This window comes from Micromonospora sp. NBC_00389, from assembly GCF_036059255.1.
Classification (GTDB): domain Bacteria; phylum Actinomycetota; class Actinomycetes; order Mycobacteriales; family Micromonosporaceae; genus Micromonospora.
Map to the genome: position 1 here is coordinate 1,230,037 of NZ_CP107947.1, position 24,398 is coordinate 1,254,434.

Annotated in this window: 15 protein-coding genes; 5 read left to right on the forward strand and 10 right to left on the reverse strand. The window is 69.6% G+C overall.

The annotated features are described in order from the left end of the window. Positions 1–38 precede the first annotated feature (38 nt). Positions 39–254 carry a winged helix-turn-helix domain-containing protein gene (locus OG470_RS05825; protein ID WP_442931047.1) on the forward strand — a complete coding sequence of 72 codons (216 nt, stop codon included), beginning with the start codon at positions 39–41 and terminating at the stop codon, positions 252–254. 339 nt (positions 255–593) lie between these two features. Next, on the forward strand, positions 594–992 hold the full coding sequence (locus OG470_RS05830; protein ID WP_328426154.1) for an acyl-CoA-like ligand-binding transcription factor: 399 nt from the start codon (positions 594–596) through the stop codon (positions 990–992). 330 nt (positions 993–1,322) lie between these two features. On the opposite strand, the gene OG470_RS05835 is transcribed toward OG470_RS05830, so the two are convergent. Next, positions 1,323–1,871 carry a winged helix-turn-helix domain-containing protein gene (locus tag OG470_RS05835; protein WP_328421512.1) on the reverse strand — a complete coding sequence of 183 codons (549 nt, stop codon included), beginning with the start codon at positions 1,869–1,871 and terminating at the stop codon, positions 1,323–1,325. A gap of 644 nt (positions 1,872–2,515) precedes the next feature. After that, positions 2,516–2,806, reverse strand: a complete 291-nt coding sequence (locus OG470_RS05840) for a hypothetical protein (protein ID WP_328421514.1) — start codon at positions 2,804–2,806, stop codon at positions 2,516–2,518. A 367-nt stretch (positions 2,807–3,173) separates the two neighbouring features. Here OG470_RS05840 and OG470_RS05845 point away from each other — a divergent pair, with 367 nt between their 5' ends. Continuing rightward, the gene (locus OG470_RS05845) at positions 3,174–7,274 is read left to right on the forward strand and encodes a carboxypeptidase regulatory-like domain-containing protein (protein ID WP_328421516.1); all 4,101 of its coding nucleotides are present in this window, start codon (positions 3,174–3,176) and stop codon (positions 7,272–7,274) included. Positions 7,275–7,693: 419 nt separating this feature from the next. Here OG470_RS05845 and OG470_RS05850 read toward each other — a convergent pair whose 3' ends face one another. Further along, complete coding sequence (locus tag OG470_RS05850; RefSeq protein WP_328421518.1) at positions 7,694–8,362, reverse strand: GAP family protein; 669 nt, start codon at positions 8,360–8,362, stop codon at positions 7,694–7,696. Between the two features lie 541 nt (positions 8,363–8,903). Further along, positions 8,904–13,244 carry an ExeM/NucH family extracellular endonuclease gene (locus OG470_RS05855; RefSeq protein WP_328421520.1) on the reverse strand — a complete coding sequence of 1,447 codons (4,341 nt, stop codon included), beginning with the start codon at positions 13,242–13,244 and terminating at the stop codon, positions 8,904–8,906. A 1,020-nt stretch (positions 13,245–14,264) separates the two neighbouring features. On the opposite strand from OG470_RS05855, the gene OG470_RS05860 reads away from it, so the two are divergent. Next, complete coding sequence (locus tag OG470_RS05860) at positions 14,265–15,551, forward strand: hypothetical protein (RefSeq protein ID WP_328421523.1); 1,287 nt, start codon at positions 14,265–14,267, stop codon at positions 15,549–15,551. A gap of 1,283 nt (positions 15,552–16,834) precedes the next feature. On the opposite strand, the gene OG470_RS05865 is transcribed toward OG470_RS05860, so the two are convergent. From OG470_RS05865 to OG470_RS05885, 5 genes are all read right to left on the reverse strand, one after another. Next, positions 16,835–18,253, reverse strand: coding sequence for a bifunctional DedA family/phosphatase PAP2 family protein (locus OG470_RS05865; RefSeq protein WP_328421525.1), 1,419 nt, complete (start codon positions 18,251–18,253; stop codon positions 16,835–16,837). Positions 18,254–18,487: 234 nt separating this feature from the next. Next, positions 18,488–18,736 (reverse strand): hypothetical protein, encoded by a 249-nt coding sequence (locus tag OG470_RS05870; RefSeq protein WP_328421527.1) that lies wholly within the window; start codon positions 18,734–18,736, stop codon positions 18,488–18,490. A gap of 106 nt (positions 18,737–18,842) precedes the next feature. After that, positions 18,843–20,045 (reverse strand): MFS transporter, encoded by a 1,203-nt coding sequence (locus OG470_RS05875; RefSeq protein WP_328426156.1) that lies wholly within the window; start codon positions 20,043–20,045, stop codon positions 18,843–18,845. 79 nt (positions 20,046–20,124) lie between these two features. Further along, positions 20,125–21,576, reverse strand: a complete 1,452-nt coding sequence (locus OG470_RS05880; protein WP_328421529.1) for a sensor histidine kinase — start codon at positions 21,574–21,576, stop codon at positions 20,125–20,127. Between the two features lie 73 nt (positions 21,577–21,649). After that, positions 21,650–22,327: a response regulator transcription factor gene (locus OG470_RS05885; RefSeq protein ID WP_328421531.1), complete on the reverse strand. Its 678-nt coding sequence runs from the start codon at positions 22,325–22,327 to the stop codon at positions 21,650–21,652. Between the two features lie 120 nt (positions 22,328–22,447). Between OG470_RS05885 and OG470_RS05890 the strand changes: the two genes are divergently transcribed. Next, complete coding sequence (locus OG470_RS05890; protein ID WP_328421533.1) at positions 22,448–23,044, forward strand: phosphatase PAP2 family protein; 597 nt, start codon at positions 22,448–22,450, stop codon at positions 23,042–23,044. A 356-nt stretch (positions 23,045–23,400) separates the two neighbouring features. Here OG470_RS05890 and OG470_RS05895 read toward each other — a convergent pair whose 3' ends face one another. Beyond that, entirely contained in the window at positions 23,401–24,294 is an 894-nt protein-coding gene (locus tag OG470_RS05895) for a HupE/UreJ family protein (RefSeq protein WP_328421535.1), read from the reverse strand. Positions 24,295–24,398: the final 104 nt, after the last annotated feature.

The following is a 24,398-nucleotide window of genomic DNA, read 5'->3' on the forward strand; positions in this document are numbered from 1 at the left end:
CATCGGGGCGCCAACTCAGGAGTGACATGCCCCGACGAATGACCTACCGCCAAATCGCGGACGACATCGCCGCCCGCATCGCCACCGGCGAGTACCCACCCGAGTCCAAGATTCCTTCCTATAGCGAGCTGTCACAGCTCTACAGCGTTTCCATTGCAACCGTGCAGCGTGCACTTCTGGTGCTGCACGCCAAAGGCGTCGTATATGGAGAGCCTGGTCGGGGCGTCTACGTCAAGGAGCATGACGACTCGTGAAGTAAGGCGAAACAGGAGACGTGGACGTTACGCCGACTGCGTGGAGCTGAACCCGTTGGACGCTCGTGGGAGCGCACCAAGTCCGGTAGTACCAGCGTTCGTCTATGGAGTCGTGCAGGTAGGGGGCTTATGCGAACCGTCTTCATGTTGCGCAATTTGCACGAACCGGCACCCGGCTTGTCCGGGCGCTTAAGACGCCGCTAAGCCCGGCGTCATCGTGGCACGTTCCTCACCCGCGCACTGAAAGCCCCTCTCCGGCCGCTGCCTGGCGGACGGGCGGGCCGCCAGGACGACGCCCCCAGCGGCATTAGCCCAGGATCGGCGCTCGACGCGTCCACGATCGAACCCTTCGCGGTCGCCGAGACGGACGCCGCCCCCTTCGAGGCGGTTATCGCCGCCTTTCACCGGGTCGCGGACGAGATCTTCGCCGACCGCCTCGACCTGGTTCGCCTGCGTCAGTCCATCATCGAGGGCAGCCCAGAACTGCAGGAGCGCGAGCTGCGCAAGACGGGCTCGCTGGCGGCGGCGGTCGCCGCCGCCCTGCGTACCAAGGGCGTCGGCGAGACCACGGCCACCCTGGCCACCGAGTCGGGCGTCATGGTTTGCCGGGTGGCGTTCGCCCGCTGGGTCGCGCCCGGCAGCGACGCCTCCCTCACCGACCTGATCGCCGAGGTGGCCGCCGAGCTGCGCGCGGTCACGTCAGCCCCAGAACTACACCCGGATCTCGGTCAGTACTGAACGGTGCAGTACCGGTGGCCCGCTGGTGGGCCGTAGAACCTCACCCTCCCCGACGGGCAGACCGTGAAGTCGGCAGGCGTCCCATCCGGCGAACTTCTGGCCAGGCAGCGGGCGAGCGGTGCGCCGTCCGTCACCGTCACCTCCGCGCTGGCCCCGACCACGCCGGCCGTGTCATTGCCATCACCGAGTGGCTATGCCGCGATAGCGAATATCCGGACTGGCGCGGCGCGCCGGAAGAGGACGCTTCGTCCCTCGAAGCGACTGGCTGCCCGCCCTTGACGGAAACCAGCGCCCGGACCCGCGCGGACCGCCATGGACCCGGAAGGCGTATCACTCCCAGATCTGGTTTCGGCTTTCTCGCGCTTCTTCGGCGTTCGTTGACAGCACCGCGCCGGGGTCGACAAGACGCAGGCCGACGCCGCGCACCGCCTGGATCCGCAGCGGGCAGTCCAATTCGTCGAGCTTGCGGCGGAGTCGCTTCACCACCGACCACACGTCGCCCCGGCCGCCGAGGTGGTCGTTGCCCCAGACCGCGCGGTGCAGCGACTCGAAGGTGCAGGTGCGGCCGAGTTGTGCCAGCAGAAGGTACCGAAGCAGGTCGTGCTCGAGGGGCGACAGGGGTACGGTGCGCCCGGACCAGGTTGCCACCCGCCTGTCCGAGTCGACCTCCGGGACGACATCAGCCGTTCCTATGAGGGCTCGCGGGAGCGGCTCGACGACGCGTGGATGGACTGACGGGGCTTCGGCGGGCGGGGCGCTGTCGACAAGTAGCGACAGGAGCTCCTCCGGCGACGAGACCAGCAGCACCGGAGCATGGCCGGTCACCAGCGACGCCAGGCGCACTCTCTCCGCCGTCGAGGAGGCGATCGCGATGATCACGGTCGCGCCGTCGGCTCCCGGTGGACGTTCCATCCGGACGTCCTCGATGGACTTCTCTCCCCGAGCGAGAGTCATCTTTCTCCTTACCTGTGGCCTACTGCGTTCCGCCTGCGTCGCCGGCCCGATATGGAACAGGAGCAGACGCTGGTAGGACCGGAACGACCCCCCAAAGCCCTCTGGGCGCCGTGTGGGTCACGCCGGCTACCCGAAAGGACACTATGAACTATGTGAATGGATGGTCAAGCACAGCACGTGAGCAGCTTGTCACTAGCAGTCGACGAGATTGACAGTTATCGTCAGGGCCATGACGAAGTTCGGCAGAAATTGCCCATCGGTTCCGGATGGGGTGTAGGGGCTCATTACGCTGGTGTGGCGTTGACCAGCAGCGACACGGCAGGCCGTCGGAACAGTGACCTCGCCGATCTGATCAGGCGACTCGCCGACGAGGAACCCCTCCTGGCGCTACACCGTCGGGGTCTTAGAGGCCGATGCCCGTGACCCAGCCGGAGTCGGTGATGCCCATGGCGTGACAGGATCCATCCTGAGTCGGTCGGGAGCAGCGACGTGAGAGCCACGAGGTGGTCGTCTGCCGTCCACAGCACCGCCCGGTCGCTGGGGTCGAGAACACTCTCCTTGATCGGCGGTCAGCCGAGCGGCGAACCGTCGAAGGAGTAACTGAAGTCGTAGAGCTTCCTGCCGCCGCCGACTCGGCTGAGGGCGGCGGCGTGCCGGGCCTCCTGGTGGTCGACGTACGACACGACCCGGCCGACCGCGGGTCGACCTTGCGCCCGGGGGGCGGGCTTGGGCGCGGCAAGGCCGGCAACTCCGCCCTCGTAGGCCACGACCGGGTCGAGTGCCATCTGCACCACGTAGGTCTCGGTCGGCTGTGGGCTGGCACTCGCGGTGCTGGTCCCCGGCACGATGGTGAGTCCCATGGGCGCCACGCCCAGCGCAACCGGCGCGTTTGTCCGCTGCTGCCAGGTACTAGCGGTTTGGTCGTTCGGGCCACGTGGTCCTTCCCTGCCGGCGGGCCGCTTCCGAGCATCCAACGGCCGGAGTCGATATGTGCTGTGCGTGCAGCCTCGTGACTTACTCATCGGTCGCCCCTGTCGGAGTCATGCCATGTCGGAGAACCCGCCATCTCATGGGTTTGGGACGAGGACCCGGAAACGCCGCACGGTTATGACGCGCTGACCATCAGTTAGCCACGAGTTGACCGGAGTGCTCCCGAGTTGCCCATGCCGCCGGGTAGACCCACCTGTGCCGCATCATCCATGTTGGTCTATAGCCCACGACCGTGGGGTGTCGTGCGCGTCCTGTCTCTGCGGCGCGCTAGTACATGGAGGTTCCGTGCACACACGAACCAGACATGCGAGACGCGCGTCAGTCGTGACAGCGGCTTTCGCGGTTCTCGCGACAGCGATGGCGAGCGCAGTACCCGCGTTCGCCGCGCCGTCGACCACAGCACCGTCAGCCAACCCGGCCGACAAGCTCACCTCGGCCGTCGAGAAGACGCTCACCACGCACGACTCGGCGGACTTCTGGGTGAAGCTGTCGGCGAAGGCCAACCTGGACGCGGCGCCGAACATCGCCGACTGGGGCAAGCGCGGCCAGTACGTCTACGACGCGCTCACCAGCACGGCCAAGACGTCCCAGGCGGACGTGATCCAGCAGCTCGAGGCGAACGGCGTCGACCACGAGAGCTTCTGGATCAGCAACCGCATCCTCGTCGAGGACGGCACGCTGGAGCTCGCCAAGGAGCTCGCCGCGCAGTCCGAGGTCAGCCAGATCACCGAGACCACGAAGTTCGACCTCGTCGAACCGGTCAAGCGCGAGAAGGCGCCGGCGAACGCCCCAGCCGCGGTCGAGTGGGGCCTCGACTTCATCAACGCCCCTGAGGTCTGGGCCCAGGGCTTCACGGGCGAGGGCATCGTCGTGTCGAGCGTCGACACCGGCGTCCAGTTCGACCACCCGGCGCTCGCCGACGGTTACCGCGGTCGGCAGCCCGACGGGACGATCGTCAACGACTACAACGCGTTCGACTCCTCTGGGCGGTGCGGCGCCGGCAATCCGTGCGACGTGAACGGGCACGGCACCCACACCATGGGCACCATGATGGGCGACGACGGCGCGGGCAACCAGATCGGTGTCGCGCCCGACGCGCAGTGGATCGAGGCCAACGGCTGCGACACCTGCTCGGACGCCGACCTGCTCGAGTCCGGTGAGTGGATCACCGCGCCGACCCGCACGGACGGCACCGACCCCGACCCGGCGAAGCGGCCGCAGGTCGTCAACAACTCGTGGGGCGCGGTCGCCGCCGGGGCCATCGACGACTGGTACCAGGACATCACCGACGCGTGGGCTGCCGCCGGCATCTTCGGCGCCTGGTCGGCGGGCAACAGCGGTCCCGGTTGCCAGACGACCTCCTCGCCGGGCGCGAACACTACGAACTACTCGGCGGGCGCGGTCGACTCCTCGGGCCGCATCGCGTCCTTCTCCTCGCGCGGTCCCGGTGAGGGCGGCGGGATCAAGCCGAACATCTCGGCCCCGGGCGTGGCCGTTCGCTCCTCGGTCCCCGGTGATGGGTACGCGCTCTTCAACGGCACCTCGATGGCCGCCCCGCACCTCGCGGGCGCCGTCGCCGTACTGTGGAGCGCCGCACCGGCACTGATCGGCGACATTCCGGGCACCTGGGAACTGCTGAACCAGGCCGCCCACAACGTCGACGACACCTCGTGCGGCGGCACCGCCGAGAACAACAACGTCTACGGCGAGGGCACGCTCGACCTGGCCGCGCTGATCGACGCTGCGCCGATCGGTGACATGGGCACCGTTGCCGGCACCGTCACCGAGACCGACGGCGACCCGATCAGCGGGGCGCGCGTGACGGTCGACGGCGAGCACGACCGTACCGTCACCACCGGCACGGACGGCACGTACTCCGCCCGCGTCGCCGTGGGCGACTACCAGGTCTCGGCCTCGGCGTTCGGCTACCTGCCGTCTGCCCCGACCGGCGCCACGGTCACCGTCGACGCGACCACCACGGTGGACATCGACCTCGAGGCCGCGCCACGCCACACCGTGTCCGGCACCGTCACGGACGTCGCCACGGGCAACCCGTTCGTCGGCACCACGGTGAGCATCTCCGCACCGATCGACCCGGTCACCACCGACGCCAACGGCGCGTTCGCGTTCGCCGACGTGCCCGAGGGCACCTACACCATCTCGATCGAGGGCGGCACCTGCACGAGCGCGTTCTCGGAGGAGGTCGTCGTCGACGGTGACGAGACGGTCACCGCCGAGATCGCCCGTCGGTACGACGACTTCGGGTACTTCTGCACGGTCGGCAGCGACGGGGCCGCCACGGGTGACACCCGGGTGAACCTGACCGGTGACGACGCGGCGACCACGGTCCCGCTGCCGTTCTCGTTCCCGTACTACGAGGGCGACTACACGACGGCGTACGTGACCACCAACGGCCACGTGAACTTCGCCGGGCTCTCGACCTCACTCGGCAACGTCCAGATCCCGAACAGTTCCGTACCCAACGCGGCGATCTACGGGCTGTGGGACGACCTGTTCTTCGACGCCTCGTCGGGTCTGTACTCCGCGACCACCCAGGTCGATGGGGTCGACGCGTTCGTCCTCGAGTACCGGAACGTCGCGTTCTTCTCCAACCGCGCCGAGCGGACGAACTTCTCCGTGACACTCCTGGCGAACGGTGAGATCGAGCTCGGCTACGGGGCGAACTCGGGCGGAGCGCTCTCAGCAGGCAGCTCGGCCACGGTGGGAATCGAGAACGAGAACGGCACCATCGCCCATCAGTTCTCCTACAACACCCCGGCGATCAACGCCGGAATGTCGATCCACTACGACTCCGCGCCGCGGGGCACGGTGACCGGCACGGTGACCGACCGGAACACGGGTGCGCCGATCTCTGGCGCGACCGTGGCGGTCTCCTCCGAGGCCCAGAGCAAGACCGCGACCACTGGAGCGGACGGCACGTACTCGACGTCGGTCCTCACCGGTGACTACTCGGTCGAGGTCACGGCGCCGAACTACCAGGGTGCCACCGGCTCGGTCACGGTCACCGAGGACGGCACCGTGAGGTTCGATGCCGCGCTGGCGGCGGGCAAGGTGACCATCGCTTCGGACGGCGACACCCATGCCGAGCTGACGATGGGCGGTTCGCACACCGAGGAGCTCACGATCACCAACGAGGGCACCGCCCCGGCGTCGGTCGAGCTGGAAGCCCGCAGCGGCGAGTTCGCGCCGCTCGCCACGGGTGCTCTCACGGCGGTGAAGAGTAAGGCGACCGTCCCGGCGTCGGTGGCCCCGAAGGGGAAGCTGTCGGCGGCCGGCTCGTCGATGTCGCGTTCGAACGTCAAGGGCGAGACGGTGACGCCTCAGGCGGCGCCGATCCCGGCCGACGAGATCACCATCACGCACTCCGCGTCGCAGGCGATCATGACCGGCAACTCGGCGTCGTGCAACAACGGCGCCACCACCCGGAACAACTCCTACCTGCGGACGTTCACACTGGACGACTTCGGGCTCAACGGCCTGGACGTGTCGAGCGTGTCGTTCGGGGTGGAGGTGAACCAGGGGAGCCAGCCGCTCACGGTCAACCTCTACACGCTCGAGGGCGACCTGCGGTACGCCAACATGACGCTCATCGGCTCGGCCGACGCCACGGTCCCGGCCGGTAACGGCACTCTGGTGACGGTCCCGGTCGAGGGCGCGGTTCCGTCCGGTGGCACCCTGGTGGTCGAGGTGAGCGTCCCTGCGGATGGCTACTTCTTCATCGGCTCGAACAACGCCGGCCAGACGGCTCCGTCGTACATCGCCTCGGTGGACTGCGGCATCTCCGAACCGGCCGACACCTCGTCGATCGGCTTCCCGGGCATGCACATCGTGATGAACGTGACGGGTAGCACGGGCGGCGCTCCGGCGGACTGGGTGTCCTTCGACAGGCCGTCCGTCACGCTCGAGCCGGGCGAGTCGGTCACGGTGGAGGCGACCATGTCGGCCGACGTCGACCAGCCGGGCGCGTACTCCGCCGCGATCGGTGCCAGCACCAACACGCCGTATAACGTGGGTGAGGTGCCGGTGTCGATGAACGTCACCGCCCCGAAGTCGTGGGGCAAGGTCGCCGGCACCGTCACCTCGGCGGCCACCGGCGAGCCGTTGGGTGGCGCCATCGTCCAGGTGACCGGCGGCAAGGGATACCGCCAGACGCTGGTCACCGAGGACGACGGTACGTACGCGTACTGGATCGACGCGACGGTGAACCCGCTCACGCTGGTCGTTGCGGTCCAGGGCTACGCGCCTGAAACGGCGAAGGTCACGCTCAAGGCGGGCAAGACGGTCACGGCGGACTTCTCGCTCGACCCGCTCCGGTAGCGCGTACACGGGGCGCGCCGTAGCGCGCGTCCCGTAGCGCGCGTCCTGTACGACGGCGGCCCGGTCACCATCCAGGTGGCCGGGTCGCCGTCGGGCATCGAACGGACCTGCCTACGCCGAGCGGGTCATGGCCCGCGCGGGCGCGGCCGGCTGCCGGCCCACCACCTCACCGGTCCCGGTTCCAAAGCGAGGCGCTAGCGAGGGCCGTGAGGGCTTGGCGTTCCAGAGCGGGGTGGATCTCGGCGTAGGCGAGGCGGCTGTGGTCGTCCACGGCGCAGTGGACGTAGTCGAAGCCGACGCAGTCGTGGTCCCAGCCGAGGGCCTGGTGCGGGTAGTTCCGACTCGGGCAGCACGCCGCTGGCGTAGCTGGCGTGCCACGCAGTCACCGCTGCTGCGAGCGGGAGCCGTGTTCCTGTTGGTTAAGGGATTGTGATGGCGATTTCGTTGGGGAGCGCGTCGAGGAAGATCAGTACACCGGCGATGCCGACGATCCAGCTCATTGCGGTGCGCGAGCCGCCCGCGATCTTTCGTTGCCAGCGTTCGAGGCGTTCCTGCATTCGCTCGCGCAGTAGCAACCATGCCAAGTACAAAGCGATGCCGGGCAGGATCATGATGATCACGTAGACCCCCAGCAGCAGGAGCCACTGTGCTGGTTCCAGTCCGGCGGAGGTCATGATTCCGATCGCGCCGAAGTACGGGACCGCGGTGTAGAACTCGAAGAGCCAGGTCCCCAGCCCCACGAGGACCATCGAGCGCGGGGTGGGGGTCTTGACCGGAGCCGGCTCTACGTCGGGTCGTTTCTTCGCGGGGATGAACCAGCTACCAGCGAAGAGTGCGATACCGATCCCGCCCTGGATCCACGCCCATACTGACGGGTCGATCGCAGGCAGTATCGCTCCCAGCCCCAACATCAGTAGGACGCCAAGAGCGAGGTATGCGACGGCGATCGTTCCCAGGTACAGGCCCAGTAGGAGCCCGAGGCGTCGGGGGCGTGCCAGGAGCAGGTAGACGGTCACTCCGATGAGGGCGGGGCTGAGCATGTCGAGCAGGGCCAGCCCGAACACTGCCCCCACGGTCACGATTGACACAGCCCCGGCACCTTCCTCATCGACGGTCACATTGACGTCCCATCGTGCCGGACCGCCGACTCAATCACCCCAACCTGGCGAGACATCCGAAGATCACAGCACCCATAAACATCTGAATCAGACGCCTCTTAGCCGAGGGGGCTCAGGGTTCGAATCTCGATGGCTGGTCGGTCCTGTGCAGTGACGCGGCTCGGACTCACGGGGCGGAGCGGTGCGGGCGGAGGCGGCCGCCGATGCGTCGTCCTCCGCCGTTCGATGACCGGCGGCTTGACGCCCGCTAGCCCGGACGACAGGCGTTGCTGGGAGCGGAAGATCGGTCTCGCTCATCCAGTGACAGACCTCGAACGTCTTGACTGTTGCCCAACCCCGCACCTTCTGCCCGGAGCGGACCCCTGCGATCGCTAGAACAGCCAACAAGAAAGCGGTTGTCGCCGCGGAAGGCACGGTTGTCTCCGACGAACGTCTTGACCACTGCGACTGGAACAGAGTCAGCGGCCGGAGCCTGTCAGGCTCCGGCCGCTGACCGCGACTCACATATGGATTACAGTCGCGCGCACTGGCCTGATGCGGGGCCCTTAACGCTGTTGGGTCGGCTCTCGTTTGCCGGGGCCGGGGTGTTGCCCGAGCAGGCGAGGGGTCCGCTGATGGTGTTGGCGGAGATGACTACCGGTTGGCTGCCGGTGTTGCTGTTGACGGTGATCGGACCGTTGACGGTAACGGTGTCGATCCGGACTCCACCGGTGTTGGCGGTGACCGACACTGGGCCGTTCACCTTGCCCTTGGTGATGTTCAGCTGGCCGGTCGCGCCGGTGACGGTGACCGGGCCGGACACGGTGGCGCTGGCGAGATCGAACAGGACCGGGCGGGTGGCGTACACCGGGCCGCTGATGGTGCCGCCGGTGACCACTAGCGAGGCGCCCGGGTTGACCGTGACGGGGCCGCCGATCGTGGCGTTCTCCAGGCAGGTCAGGCCCGCGGTGACCACGAGCGGCTTGCGGTACGCGCCGGTGATGGTCGTGGTGCACTGCGGACCCGCCTGCCCGACGGCCGACCGCGGCTGAGTATCCGCGGTGACTGGCGAGTTCGCGGCGAAGTAGCTCACCAGCATGGTGAGGTCGTTGTCGCCGGTGGTCGCCGGGTCGGCGCCGTCGCCGAGGGTGGCGAAGTTGTCACCGCCCGTCGCGAGGAACGAGTTCACCGTGACCCGGTACGTGCCCGCCGGGTCGAGCGGTGTGCCATTGAGCTTGATCGAGGTGATCCGCGAGCCCTTCGGCGCGTCGGGGTTGTAGGTGTAGCTGAACCCCTTCGAGACACCCAGCCACAGCACCGGACGGGACGCCCCGTCTGGCTGCCACTGCTCCTCCAGCACCTGCTTGATCTGGGCGCCGGTGTAGCTCTTCGTCACCACGTCGTTGGCGAACGGCTGGACGGCGAAGGCGTCCGCGTAGGTCACCATGCCGTCGGTGCGGTAGAGCAGGTCGGCGCGTAGGCCACCGGGGTTCATGAACGCGATCTGCGCCCCGCCCCGGCCCTGGTCCTTCGTGCCGGCGAGTTGCACGTCGGCGATGAAGTTGCCGAGCGCCGACTCCTTGCCCCGGTCCTCGTTGCCGTTGGTGTAGGCCCGCTTGATGTCTGCGGTGATCGAGCCCAGCTGCTGCTTGCCGAGCTCGCCTGCCTTGGTCTTGGCGGTGGCCACGATGTCGGCCACCGCCTGGTCCTGCGGCGCGCCGACCACGTCGACCAGCTGCGCGTCGGCCGTCGTGACCTGGCCCGTGTTCGGGTCGTAGGTCAGCGCGACCTTGCCCAGCCGCTTGCCGTAGTCCTCGGCCTGTACCACCGGACGCAGCCGGTCCGATCCGGGGACCGGGAGCTCGAACGCGTACGGCTGGTGGGTGTGACCGCTGAAGATCGCGTCGATGGTGGCGTCGACCCGGGTGAACTTGCCGAAGACCGGGTCGTTGGCAAGCGCCTCGGCGGAGGTGATGTTCTCCGTCGCGGCGCCCTCGTGCGCGAGCAGCACCACCACGTCGGCCTCCCCGTTGTCCGGGTTGCCGTCCTTGAGCTGGCCGGCGACCAGGTTGGCCTCGGCGACCGGGTCGCGGAAAGTCAGCCCGGCGATGCCGTCGGGGCTGACCAGCGACTTGGTTTGCTCGGTCACCACGCCGACGAAGCCCACCCGCACCCCGCCCACCGTGCTGACGGAGTACGCCGGCAGCGCCCGGGCGTCGCCCCGGTACACGTTGGCGCCCAGGTACGGGAAGTCGGCGCGGTCGGACACCCGGCCGGTGAGGTCGGCGATGCCCTTGTCGAACTCGTGGTTGCCCACGGCCGAGGCGGCGAGGCCGGCCTGGTTCAGCGCGTCGATCGTCGGGTTGTCCCCGTCGATCGCCGAGATGAACGTGGATGCGCCGATGTTGTCGCCGGCGGACACGAACGCGGTGTTGGGGTTCTGCGCGCGCAGCTGCCCGACCAGGCCGGCGAGCTGGGCGGCGCCGCCGACAGGCTGGCCGCCGACGGTGGCTGGGGATTCCAGCCGGCCGTGGAAGTCGTTGATGCTGAGCAGCTGCAGGTTGACGGGGTTCGCGCGGGTGTTGATGCCCACCACGAGCGGGTTGTGGTCGCTGGCCCGGTACGGGTTCGCCTCGTAGAAGGCGGGCAGCCCGTCGTATTGGAACGCGTACGACTCGACCGCGTTGATCTGCCACACGTCGACGCCGGTGACCCGGGCCGCGAGCGAGGGGGAGGCGAGGGCGTGGTCGAGGGAGCCGGACTCGCCGCTGAAGACGTAGGTGGCCTTGCCGGTGTTGTTCAGGTCCCGGTACTGCTTGTCGTAGAGGACCTGCATCGGGTCCTCGTGGGTGTAGGCGTTGAAGTCGCCGAGCAGCAGCACGTCGTCGGTGCCGCTGTCCGCCTTGACGTGGTCGACGAATACGGCCAGCGCCCGCGCCTGACGGACCCGGTCGCCGTTCCACGAGCCTTGGCCGTCGCCGGTGTCGGCGTTGTCGCCGGTCCCGGTGCCGCTCTTGGACTTGAGGTGGTTGGCGATCACGGTGAAGGCGATCTTCCCCGCGGTGAAGGTCTGGGCGATGGGCTCGCGGGCGTTGGACCAGACGGTCTCGTCGTTCACCGACCGCGACGGGCCCTTGGGTTGTACCTTCGCCGGCTTGAAGATGATCGCCGTGGTGATGAAGTCCTGCTGGGTCGGGCCGGGCAGGTTAGCCGGGCTGCGGACGTAGTCCCAGGTGCCGTTGCCGTCCTTGGTGTTCAGGGCGGCGACCAGGCGCTTGAGCGCCTGCTGCGGGTCGCCTGCGTCGAACCGGACCGAGTTCTCGATCTCCTCGAGCGCCACCACGTCGGCACCAAGCGCGCTGATCGCCGAGACGATCTTCGCCTCCTGCTTGGCCAGACCGGCCTCGTCAGCGGCGCCGCGGGCGTCCCCGCCGAAGTGCACGAAGTAGTTCAGCACGTTGAAGCTGCCCACCCGCACGTCGCCGCCGACGTCCACCGGCTGCGGGGTACGCGGGTTGGTGGTCTTGAAGCTGGTCCGGGCGGGCGGCGCGGTGTCCGCGTCGACCGGGGTGCTGGGCTGTAGGCGCCACTCGTTGAAGCCGTACGAGAGCACCGACGACCCGAATGCCTCTACCGAGTCGCCGACCCGCAGCGGGCTGGCCTTCGACAGGTACGGCGGCAGCAGGCCGGCGGTGGACAGGTTGGTGGTCCGGCCGTCGTCTAGCAGGATCCGCGCGAGCTTGTTCGCGGCGGCCACCTGCTTCGCCTCGTCCGAGCCGGGACGGGCGACGTCCGTGGGGTTGGCGGCCGGACGGTTACCGGCGGTGAGCACGACCTCGCCGTAGCGGTTGGTGTTGTACACCTCGGAGACGGTGTACTGGCCGACCGGCGACACCAGCATCGACTCGACCGACTCGCGGGCGCCGTCGGCCAGCGGCAGGCTGACCGGGACGGGCGCCGGCAGCGTCTGGCTGTGCTCGCAGACCTGCAGGTCGGCCTTCGCGCCGATGGTGAGCTGGGTGAGCCCGTTGAACTCGCTCGGGGTTCCGCTAACCCGGACCCGGTCGCCGATCGCCACCGACGGGTGGTTGGCCGTGCTGGTCGTCAGGTAGACGAAGATGCCGTCCGAGGCGGTGCCCGCGGCGACGGGACGGTCCCCGCCGCTGCCGGCGGTCTGCACGTAGATCCCGTTGTAGCCACCGCTGCGGTGGTCGGCGGTCACCACGCCCTCGACAGTGACCCGGGTGCCCGCGAGCGGCGTGGCGTCTCCGCCGCCCTGGACCTCGCCAATGGTGTGGTCGACGGTGACGGTACAGCCCGGAGCCGGATCCGGGTCGGGATCACCGCCGCCCGGGACGGTGTTCACGACGCCGAAGCTGCTCGGCGCGGGGGCCCGCCACGTACCGTCGATCTTCTGCAGCGATTCGCCGGCCGGCGTGGTCGCGGTCTCCGCGACGCCGATGTCGACGCCGGTCAGCCCATTGGCCGGCCCGCCGACGGCGGTCATCGTCCCCTCGTAGGTGAGGAACTCCGCCACGGCACCGCCCGGGGCGACGAGCGCTACGCCGTCGGGCGACCCGTTCTGGATGCCGTCCGCCGGGTACGTCGCGACGACCACACCGGCCGCCGGCATCGGGCCGCTCAGCGTGCGGGTGTTGTAGGCCGCACCGTTCGCGCCGTTGTACAGAACGATCTGCCAGCCGGTCAGATCGAAGCCGGCGGGCGCCTCGATCTCGATGGCCTCGCCGGTGTCGGTACCAGCGTTGTCATAGTGGATCTCACTGATAAAGGGGTCCGATGCCGCTGGCTCCGCCAGCGCGGGTGCCCCGCTGGTCAGAAGGAGCGCGCCGCTTGCGAGGAGGACGCTGAACACGTTTCGTGTTCGTTTGCGCCGGTTCCAGTCCATTAAGTTCGCCTCCGATGGCGGGGTTGGCCAGGTGGAGATTAGAGGCCTTTTTCTGTCCGCCCAAGAGCCGCCAGGTGTATGGAGCAGATTGATCACGGCTAGATGAACAGAACTGATCGAGGCTGCCGACCGATTGTGGCGATCGCATCGGCCGAATGGCCATTAGCGACAGACCCGCCGGATGACCGCTCGGAGCGCCAGTGGCCGGAATGCCGCTCGAAACAGGTCCGGTGCAGGCTGATTCAGTCGTTTCCCCGAGCAACCTTGCGGTCAGTTGATCATTTGGTGAACCTTGTTAGCCGCGGTTGTGGGACTCCGTTGTCGACGGCGAGGACAAGGGCAACCTCACGGCAGGTGCGACACGCCGCCGGGGGTCCTGGCCACGCAGCCCGGCCGGTTGCCGGCCAACCATGCAATCGGTCAACGATCTGTCGTTCTGCGGCGCCCCCGGGCTTGACCCCGGTGTGGTCTAGCGTTGCAGCTGGTCCTGCACGGCGATGACCACCTCCGGGCCCGGCCGGCGGACGACCGCAGCCTTCGACGGGGTGATCCGCAAGAAACGGTTGCACGTCGACCTGACCGAGAGAGCCCAGCGGACGGCCAGCACAACGAGCGGACCCGGAGGCGGGGCCGGGGCCAGCGGTATTCGCGCTTCTGGGCTCGGAGACGTACGTGTCGCCGCCGCCTTCTTCGCGGCCCGGATCACCCCTCCTCGGCGAGGTCGGATGGCCTGTTCAGGAGGTTCAGGGCCCGCCCGCCCGGCGTTCACCTGTCCATTCCTACCGGCCGCAGGGCTTCCTCACGTCGCGGCTTCGGGCCTGCCAGCGACGGGGCCGGGGCAGAGATAGATCCACTACCTCCAGTCATCTGGCCTCCTCGATGCCGATGGTGTTTCGCGTAACGTCTTCGCACTTCGGAGCGCCTTCTGGTCGGCGGGCCAGGATCCGATCCCGGCCCGCGTCGCATATCGGATCAGAACGGGGAACGATGAGCCGAACAGCAAACAGGGGCCGGCGCGCCCGGGTCTGGATGGTGGGGGTGGGCGTGCTCGCCCTCCTGGCCGCCGGTGCGGGCACCGCCGTGGCGGGCAGCGGCCGGTCCGCCGACGACAACGCGGCGGAAGCGCACCTGGTCGCTGACAGCACCAAGTCGAAGGCCGACAAGACGCCCCAGTCTCCGCGGCCGGGACGGAAGCCACGTCCCACCGCGTCGCCGACGTCCAGCCCGACCGCCAGCCCGACGCCGACCCCGACCACCACCACTTCGCCTCCGAGCACCGACGTGAACGCCCAGATCCCGATCCCGGGGTACGTCACCGGCTTCCGGTTCGGCGACATCCTGGTAGACGAGGCACGCGGCCGGGTCTACATCACCGGGGGCAAGGGCACCGACGGTCTGATCGTCACCGACCTGGACGGCAACGTCCTTCGCACCCTTCAGGGCATCGCGCCGGGGGCCGCCGGGATGACGCTGAGCCCGGACGGCAGCAAGCTCTACATCGCCGCCGGCGACCAGGACTGGCTCAGGATCGTGGACCTGGACACGTGGGAACTGGACGGGCAGTTCGCTGGGAAGACCGACGGGACCATGACGTGCCCGAAGGACATGGCCTTCGCGGCCGGCCAACTCTGGGTCTCCTGGGGATGCGAGAACGAGCCCACGGCGGGCATCGGCCGGGTCGACCTCGCGACCGGCAAGTTCTCCGTGAACGCCGTGGACGCCATCGACGAGCGGATCAGCTCGGCGATGCTGCTGGCCACCTCGCCCGCTCAGCCCGACATGCTGATCGCCGGCGCGACGGGCACCAGCCCCGCCCTGCTGGTCCGCTTCGAGGCCACCGCGACGGGGCTGGTCCAGCGGGCGATCAGCCGCACCGACGGTGGGTCGGTCGCGCAGTTGGCGGTCACTCCCGACGGCACCGAGGTGATCGTCCCCTCGGGCGCGCCGTACTACCACCCGGTCCTGCGCACGTCCGACCTCGTCGAGGTGCACCGGTACCCGACCGTGACGTACCCGAACGCCGTGGCGATCCGGCCCGACGGCCTCGTCGTCGCCGGCACCAACTCGTCGTACGACAAGGACGTCTGGGTCTTCGAGCCGGGCGGCACCACGCCGATCATCACGTGCGAATTCGGGCACCTGCCGAACCAGGAGACGTGGGCGCACAACCTGGTCAAGGGGGGGCTGGCCGTGTCCGGCAACAAGATCTACGCGGTCACTGACCAGTCGGCCGAGCCGGAGATGGTGACGTTGCGGATCCGTACCCTGCCGTGACACCCGACGCCCGGCCCGCGACCGGCGGGCCGGGCGATCGGCGGTCGTCACCGGCTGCGGCACCGGTTTGAGGAGCCGGAGGCCAATTTCGGCGAAGGCCGCCGTGTTGAGAAGCTCCTCGACGCGCGCCGGCCTCGCGGACCACCTCGGCGATTCCCAGGTGCCCGCCCGGCGGCACCAGCCATCAACCACCCTGCCGCCGCCGGGCTGAGCGCGCCGAGGAGACAGCGCTGGGGTACGGCGGCGGCGCTGAAAGGAGCCACCCATTCGCACCTGCCCCCACGCGCAAGGCGATCGGGCTGAAGAACCGGTTGACCGCGACTGCTGGGAGGCAGAAGGCGAGTACCACGCCGAGCACGGGCTCTGCCTCATCTACCCGCGGACTGGTCAGGATGCGCGACGTCAACAATGTCGTGATGACAATCCGCGATCTAGAAGGCGACGAGTCAGGCGGGTGTTGCGGGTTGGCACAGCAGCTCACCCGTGGCCGGATCCTGGCACAGATAGCGACGGTCTTCGTGCATCCATCCCCATAACCAGTCCTGCCACAGGGGCTCACCACAGTGCCGGCACTCGGCACGTTGTTCCTCGGGTGCCGGTTGTGGCACCTGGGTCGATGTATCTGGCGCGCTCGTTGTCACGGTTTTCCTAGCGTTGATGTTCCGGTTTGTCGTACCTCGGCCCATAACCGTCCGGCCGAAACTCCCTCATCAGCGGGGGTGTTGGAAAGCTCGCGGTCGGCGCGCAGCCGGTAGAGGCACGGCCAGTAGGCCTGGCAGTCCCGGCACCGGCGAGGGTCGCCATCGCTCTGCCGATGTCACGGCCGTCTCTGCGCGCCGTCGTGAGCATCCCCCCAGTCCGATGACTTCATCTGGCCAGCACGATGACCACCATGGCAAGGCACCCGATCAGCAAGGTCGTCCCGCCTTACATGGCATAGGGCCACCACTAGTCGGACAGCTAGGTTTCGATGCGAATCAATTGAGTCGGCAGGCTCTAGTGCAAAGGTGGAGGCGGCGTCGTGTTGTCGGCCGACGGCCGCTCCGGCGGTGGAGTTTGGGGCATCGATTGAGCCATGGCTGCTCCCTGCGGGCGTCCCTGCGCGCTGTTCGGGTTTGGATCGGGCGGGACCACCGGGGGGCGGGCGGTCCCGCCCTGTCCAGGAGGCCGCGCACTCGACCTTCTTTCTCCACCGGCGTGGGACATCGGCATGGCGTTACACAAACAAGTCGGATGAACGCGGACTCGACCCCCCAAACCGCAGCTGAAAGCGGCCCGCTCGTTCATTCATCGAGTTGTAGTGCCTGCCGCAGCCTGTCGACCGGCCGGCCGGCGGATGGCTGGGCGGACCAATCCCCTCGGCGCAGACCAAGCGCGACCAGCAGCGCAAGCCAGGCCGCGCCGAGGGCGTAACCGGCGAGAACGTCGGTGAGCCAATGCGCGCCGAGGTAGACCCGGGAGGCGCCGACGAGCAGCACGACCACCGCCGTGGCTGCCAGCATCCTGGCGCGGGCAAGCGACGACCGGCCGGCCAGCACCACGACGGCGAGCATGCCCCAGACGGCAATCGCCTGCGTGGCATGCCCGGACGGGTAGGCGGTGCCACCGCCCGCTCCGATCAGGTCCACGGCGGGCGGGCGGGTCCGGCCCACGAGCGGCTTCGCGAAGGCGTAAAGCAACACGGCGCCGACATACGCCGCCCACAACCACCCGGCGCGCCGCCGATCACCGCGGCGCAGCAGAACGATCGTGGCGGCGACGAGGACCGGGACGAGAACCCAGCTGGACCCGAGCCAGGTGACGGTGCGCATGACCGGCGTCAGCCAGCCAAAGCGGTGCGCCACGGCGAAGGCGTGCACGCGAGCGTCAAGCGTGGCGAGTCCTTCGCCGCTGATCACGTCTTGGGTGAGCCCACCGAAGATCCACGCGGCGAGCGCGGCGGCGGTCAGTGCGGCGGTCAACGGCAGCCCGTGGGGCGTGGCGGGATCCAGACGGCGGTGCGCCCACCCCAGCTGGGCTGGGAATCGGCGCCGGGCCCACCGGGCGGGCGGTATCGCGGCCAGCCGGCCGCCGAAAGTGTGCAGCCGGTCAGAGTATCGGCGGGTGGCCCGCGTCGCGTACCGGAGCGCGAACACGAGTACAAGCAGGGCGAGCAGCGCCAGTCCGATCCGGCTGGCCCACTGCGCCGCCCGCTGCCAGCTCGCCCCAGCCAGATAACCGGCAAGCACCACGGCGGTCGCCCACACCGCGCCACCGAGGACGTTGTAGACGGCAAAGGTGCGGTACGGCATCCGGGCCATCCCCGCAAGCCCAGGGATTATGACCCGCAAGGCGGCGGTGAACCGGCCCAGAAACACCGCATTGCCGCCGCGTTCAGCCAGGTACCGCTCGGCCCGCTCCATGTGCTCTCGTTTGATGATCAGCCGACCGAGCCGCACGCTCAGCAAACGCCGACCATAACGGCGACCAACCGCGTACCCGATGGTGTCGCCGATGATCGCGCCGGCTATCGCAGCGGCGAGCACGGCGGCGAGGCTGACCCGATGCTGGAAGGCGAGTACCCCGCCGAGCAGCACCGCGATCTCGCCGGGGAAGACGAAGCCGACGAACGCCGACGACTCCAGCAGTGGCACCGCGAACACAATCGCGAGGGCCGCGAAGCCGTGCAGTTCGAGGATGTGGCGAGCGATCGTGTCGATCACGAGCTAGCGCCCCGCCACCAGCCGACGGCGCTGCGGTTTAGCAGCGAGGACCAGCAGACAGCCAAGCGCGTGGGCGAGGCCACCCGGCGGATCGTTCCTCCCGATCCCCTCCTCCTGCCTCACCTGCGAGACCGCCATCTACTACCCGTTAGTTGCCGAGGACACGGGTGAGTACGGCAGTTGCGGCCACGAATGGGCCGGTCAGCAGCGCCGCGGCCCGCACCAAGGGTCCGGTCAAGGTGAACGGTGGGTACCGGACTTTTCCCGATCCTGGACCACGCCGACCACGCTCTTTACCTCGATCAGGAGGCCGGAGACCGCGTCGATCAGCTGACCGAAGATCAGGACCCGCGCGCACAGCACGGCGATGATGGCCTTGGAACGCGTCAGCAGGTTCGCCCAGAGGATCTGCCGCGGTCGGCTGGTGCGACAACGCACCCCGTTGACCGCTCCGGTCGCCACCCGGTCGGTGACCTCGGGCACTCGTCAGCCCGCGAGGCATGTCCCGAGCCTCTCTAGTGCGGCGGTCATACGTCCGAGCGTACGGACGACCCAGCCGGTCAGTGGGCGAACCGCCGGGGTGGCGTTGCTAGCCGCGCGGCGAGGACGCGCGGCGAGGGGTGAGGGTGGCGGCGAGCAGGCCCAGGGCGAGGAGCTGGGTGGCGCCGAGGACGGCGATCAGGGTGGGCAGCGACCGGGTGTACAGGGCACCGACCAGGCCGCCGCCGGCCAGCGCGGCCAGACCCTGCACGGCGGCGAACACGCCGTACGCGGTGGCGCGACGTGCCGCCGGGACGATATCGGCCACCAGGGCCTTGACGGTCGAGTCCTGCACGCCGACAGCGGCGCCCCAGAGCAGAGCACCAGCCACGACCGCGTCCACACTTCCTGACAGGGCCAAGGCGGGCACCGCGGCGCCGAGCAGGGGCAGGGCGAGCAGCACCCGCCCACTCCACCGGTCGTACAGGTAGCCGCTGGCCAGCGCGGCGACGGCCGCGGCGGCCATGGCGCCGGCGTACAGCAGGGGAATGCCTGCGAGGGGGATCAGGCCGGTGCGGTGGGCGTGGAAGGAGATGATCCCGAAGGTCACCAGGCCGGCGGTGGCAGCTCCGGCCGCGGCGGCGAACAGGAAGAACCGGCGGGGCAGGTCGGCGCCGAACCAGCGGCCCAGGGCGGTCGGCGGGCGGCTGGCAGCGGCGGGGGGCGCGGCCCGTTCGGTGTCGTACGCGGCGGGGTCGGGTACGCGTAGCCGGATCCACAGCAGCAGGCCGACGGCGAGGGCGCCGGGGACGGCCAGGACGGCCATCGCCGGCCAGATCAGTCCGGTGGCGGCGGCGAGTGCGGCGACCAGCAGCGGCCCGGTGAACGCGCCGACCTGGTCGAGGGCCTTGTGCACGGCGAATCCACGGCCGCGGCCGACGGCGCCGGCCGCCTGGGCCAGCAGCGCGGTCTTGGCCGGACTTCGCACCGCCTTGCCGGCGCGCTCGGTCAGGATCAGCCCGCAGGCCAGCGCCAGACCGGCGCCGCCGACGAAGGGGGCCACAGCCAGCAGGGGGACGCAGACCGCGGTGAGGGTGTAGCCGACCAGCGTCAGGGACCAGTACCGGCCGGTGCGGTCCGCGAGGGGTCCGAAGGCCAGGCGCAGCAGCAGCGACATGGCCTCCCCGGCTCCGGTGACCAGGCCGACGACCATCGCCGACGCGCCGAGGGCTCCCAGGAGCGGTCCGCTGATGGACCGCGCACCCTCGTAGGCCATGTCGGCGGCGAGGCTGACCACCCCGAAGCTGACCACGACCCGCCACGCCGACCAGGCCGGGGTGGGAGTTCCGGCTCTGGCCGCGGTGGTGCTGTCGGACAGGTCGGTGGGGACGCTAGGCACGGTATCTCCTCGAGCCGGCGCCGGGATGGACGCCCGATGCCGATGGCAGCAGGATCGTGATCGTGGTGCCGGCGGTCGGGTGTGCGCACGGCAGCTCGAATCGGGTGTCCGTGCGGTGGTGTGCCCCGGCGGAGCAGATCCGTAGTTCGCCGTCGTGGGCGCGGACGATGGCCTCGACGAGGGATAGGCCGAGCCCTGTGCCCGGGGAGGTGCGGGCGGTGTCGGCGCGGCTGAACCGTTCGGCGGCGTGCGGCAGGAATTCGGGGCTCATGCCGGGCCCGTCGTCGTGGACGGTGAGCCGGATCAGTCCGTCGGCGGGGGCGGCGGCGACGGTGACGGGCGGCGCGCCGTACCGGACGGTGTTGTCGAGCAGGTTGGTGACGACCCGGCCGAGGCCCGTGCCATCTCCCCTGACGATCAAGCCTGCCGTGACCTCGGCGTGCAGGGCCTCACCGGTCGTGGCCTGGTAGCGCTCGACGAGGCCGGCCAACAGTTCGCTGAGGTCCACCTCGGGGGCGGTGTCGGCGTGGGCGGGTTGCACGCCGACGCTGAGCAGGGTGTCGGCGAGCGCGATGAGGTGGGCGGTGTCGGCGGCCGCGCTGCGCACAGTCTGTTCCAATTCGGCGGCGCTGCGCGGACGACGCAGGGCCAGTTCCAGCTCGGTGGACAGCAGGGTCAGTGGGGTGCGCAGTTCGTGGCTGGCGTCGTTGATGAACCGTCGCTCCCGGTCCAGGGCCGACTCCAGCGCGGCGAGCATGTCATTGAGGGTGCGGCCGAGCCGGGTCACCTCGTCGTCGGACCGGTCAGGTACGGCCAGCCGCACGCCGGTGGCGCCCGCGGCGATGCGGGCGGCCTCGCTGCGGTACCGCTCGACCGGGGCGAGTGCCGCGCGGGCGAGGCGGTAGCCGACGACGGAGGCGATGGCGAGGGCGGCAAGGTTGGCGAGGGCGAGCTGGCCGATGAGTTCCCGCAGCGCCTCGTCGCGCTGGTCGCGACGCACCGCGGCGACGATGACGGCGGGCTGGCCGGCCGGTGGCCTGGCGCCAGGTTGCAGGGGTACGGCGTACAGGCACAGCGGGCGGGTGCTGATCGGCAGAAGGGAGCCTCGGTCGGCGCGTACCGGCGCCCGCAGCGCCACGTCGAGCTGCCCCGGGGTGAGCAGCGAACCGGCCGGCAGACCGGGACTGGCCGAGAGCACATGACCAGCGGCGTCGAGGACCTGGTAGTACTCCCCCGCCCCGGTCCGGCCGGCGTTCGGCGGGAGCCCGCCGGCGCGGACGAGGTCGGTCAGCTGCGCCGACTGGGCGGCCAGGTCCTGGTCGAGGCGGACGTCGAGGGCGTACTGCACGCGCAGGTAGACGAACGCGCCGGCACCGGCGAGGACCAGGAGCATCGCTGCGGCGAAGCCGGCGATCAGCCGGATGCGCAGCGGCAGTCGACCCAACAGGCCGACATTGGGGCCACCGGCTGACGACCTGGCAAGGACACCGCGTGGCCGCGCCGGGCGGGAGGGCATGTCAGCCCCCGTCGGCGCGCAGGCGGTAGCCGACGCCGCGCAGGGTTTCGATGGCCTGCCTGCCGAAGGGCTTGTCGACCTTGCCTCGGAGGGTGGCGATGTGGACGTCGATGACGTTGGAGCGGATGTCGGTTTCGCCGTCCCACACCTCATCAAGGATCTGGTAGCGGGTCAGGCACTGCCCAGCCCGGGTCAGCAGGAGGGCGAGGATGTCAAACTCGCGGGCCGACAGGTCGATCTCCACCTCGCCGCGGAACACCCGCCGCTGTCCGGGGTCCAGGTGCAGGTCTCCGGCGCGTACCTCGGCCGACGGCGGGCCTGCGGCGCGCCGGTGCAGTGCCCGCAGCCGGGCGAGCAGCTCGTCAAAGGAGAACGGCTTGGTCAGGTAGTCGTCGGCGCCCGCGTCCAGACCGGTGACCCGGTCGGGGACGTCACCGCGGGCGGTGAGCATCAGCACCGGTACCTCGTTGCCCTGCTGGCGAAGGGCCCGGCAGACGGCGATGCCGTCGATCCCCGGCAACATGATGTCGAGCACCACCGCGTCGTGGGTGCCGGTAGCCGCGGCGAGCAGCCCGTCCGAGCCGGTGTGCCGGATATCAACGGTATGACCCGCTTCCCGCAGCCCTTGGGCGAGCAGGGCAGCCAGGCGCCGCTCGTCCTCCACCACCAGAACCCGCACCCCGCTCCTCCCCCCGCTCGTACCGGCGACAAGTGCAGCACAGCGTCGGTGGTCTTCATCTGGCCTTCATGTCCGGCTGTCTACCGTCGGCACCTCAACATTGCACGGCGGAAGGACAGCATGAACACCCGTCTCTTCCTGGAAATCAACAACCTGGCCAGGGCGACGCCATGGGCGCACGCCCCGCTGGCCGACTACGCGAAGTACGGGGTGGTGCTCTTCGCCGCTTTGCTGCTGGCCGGCTGGTGGACCGCCCGCCAGCGCGGCACCGGCATGCTGGCGGCGGTGTGGGCTCCGGTCGGGATGCTGCTGGCCGTGGCGGTGAACCAGCCGATCGTGGCGGCCGTGCAGGAGCCCCGCCCGTACACCTCGCTACCCGGCATTTTGGTCCTGGCCGACCGCAGCGCGGACCCGTCGTTTCCGTCGGACCACGCCACCATGGCCGGAGCCGTCGCGGCCGGGCTGCTGCTGGTCAGCTGGCGGCTCGGCCTGCTGGCCGTGGCCGCCGCCGCGGTGATGGGCTTCGCCCGGGTGTACATCGGCGCGCACTACCCGTCCGACGTCCTGACCGGTTTCGCGCTCGGCGCCGTCGTGACCCTACTCGGCTACCTGATCGCCCGTCGCCCGCTGGCGGCGGGCCTGCGCCGTCTGGAACGCACCCCACTGCGACCCCTGCTCCGGCCCGCGGCCGGACCAGTCGCAACGATGCGGCCGTGACCGTGGGCCGGGTCCCTTACGGCCTAGTCGTCCACCAGGGCCACCTCGGCATCTTCCTGCACGCGGGGGCGGAGGGATTCGGCATACCCGCGCCGGGCGAGGCGGTGGATCATCCCGGGTGCCGGCTACGCCGCACGTGGCCACCTGTCCATCGTCGGGGTCGCTGTGGTGGCGTTCCTGGCCGCCGTCGGTCGTGACACCCTCGGGTTCCGGGTCGGCTGCACCGGTGGCCGACCGTTGCTCCTGAGCTACGGGCGGTACGTGCGGCTGACACCGGGCCGGCTGGATTGGATCGAGCCGTTCACACGCCGGAAAGATCATCGCGGTCGCCCGGCTTCGTCGAAGGCCGCGCCAGTTCAACGGGTCACCGCCGGGGCGCCAACGGGATGCCGTGGCACCGCCAGCTGGTAGTTGACGATCACGAACCCGTCGCCGATGAGATGCCCGAACGATGTCGCCGGAACGGTTTCGGCGGGTTCGAAGAAGTCCTTCACGGGGTGCCCGCCGCCGGCAGGGTAGGTTTCGGTGCGGTCGCGGACCTCGCATGCGCCGTACGCCTCGGGGGGCGTCTGGACGGGTCGCAGCGCTTGACCGCCGGAGGTAATCACCAGCACCGCTGCGGCCACCACACCAGCGGCGACGAGCACGGCGTGGGACAGGCGCGCATCACACAGCCGTGGGATGTAGTGGCGCAGGACGTCGCCGAGCATGAACATGCCAGCGATGGCGACGAGTTGCCCGATCTCCACCCCGATGTTGAAGGCCAGCACTCGGGGGATCGTCGCGTCGGAGGGCAGCCCGACCTCCTGCAGCCGGGTGGACAGGCCCAGCCCGTGGACGAGGCCGAAGCCAAGGACCGCGGCGGCGAACCAGGTCCAGGTCTTCGGTCGCCCGGTCAGGCCGACCACGCCGACGAACACCAGGCTCAAGGCGACGACGATGTCCACCAGCACCGGGTTGACGTGCCAGTCGGCGACAGTGGCGGTGAACAGGGTGACGCTGTGCCCGAGCGCGAACAGGGAGATCAGCTTCGCCGCCCGCCGCACCTGACCGGCGAGCAGCAGGATCCCGCCGACGAACAGCAGGTGGTCCCACCCGGCGAGCATGTGCTTGGTGCCCAGCCAGACGAACCCGCCGACGGTGTCACTCGACCCACCGACCCCGTGGGCCCACGCGCCGCCGGGCGCGGCCAGCACGACGGTGGCCATCACCGCGCCGACTGTCGCGATCCGGTGGCCTGCCGATGACATCGCTGATCCTCCTGAGCTCGTTGCGGTGGCGGGCAGCACGTCGCCGTGCCGAGCTGTGCCGGGCTGTTCCGCTGTTAGTCGCCCCGCCGGCCTGGATAGTTCCG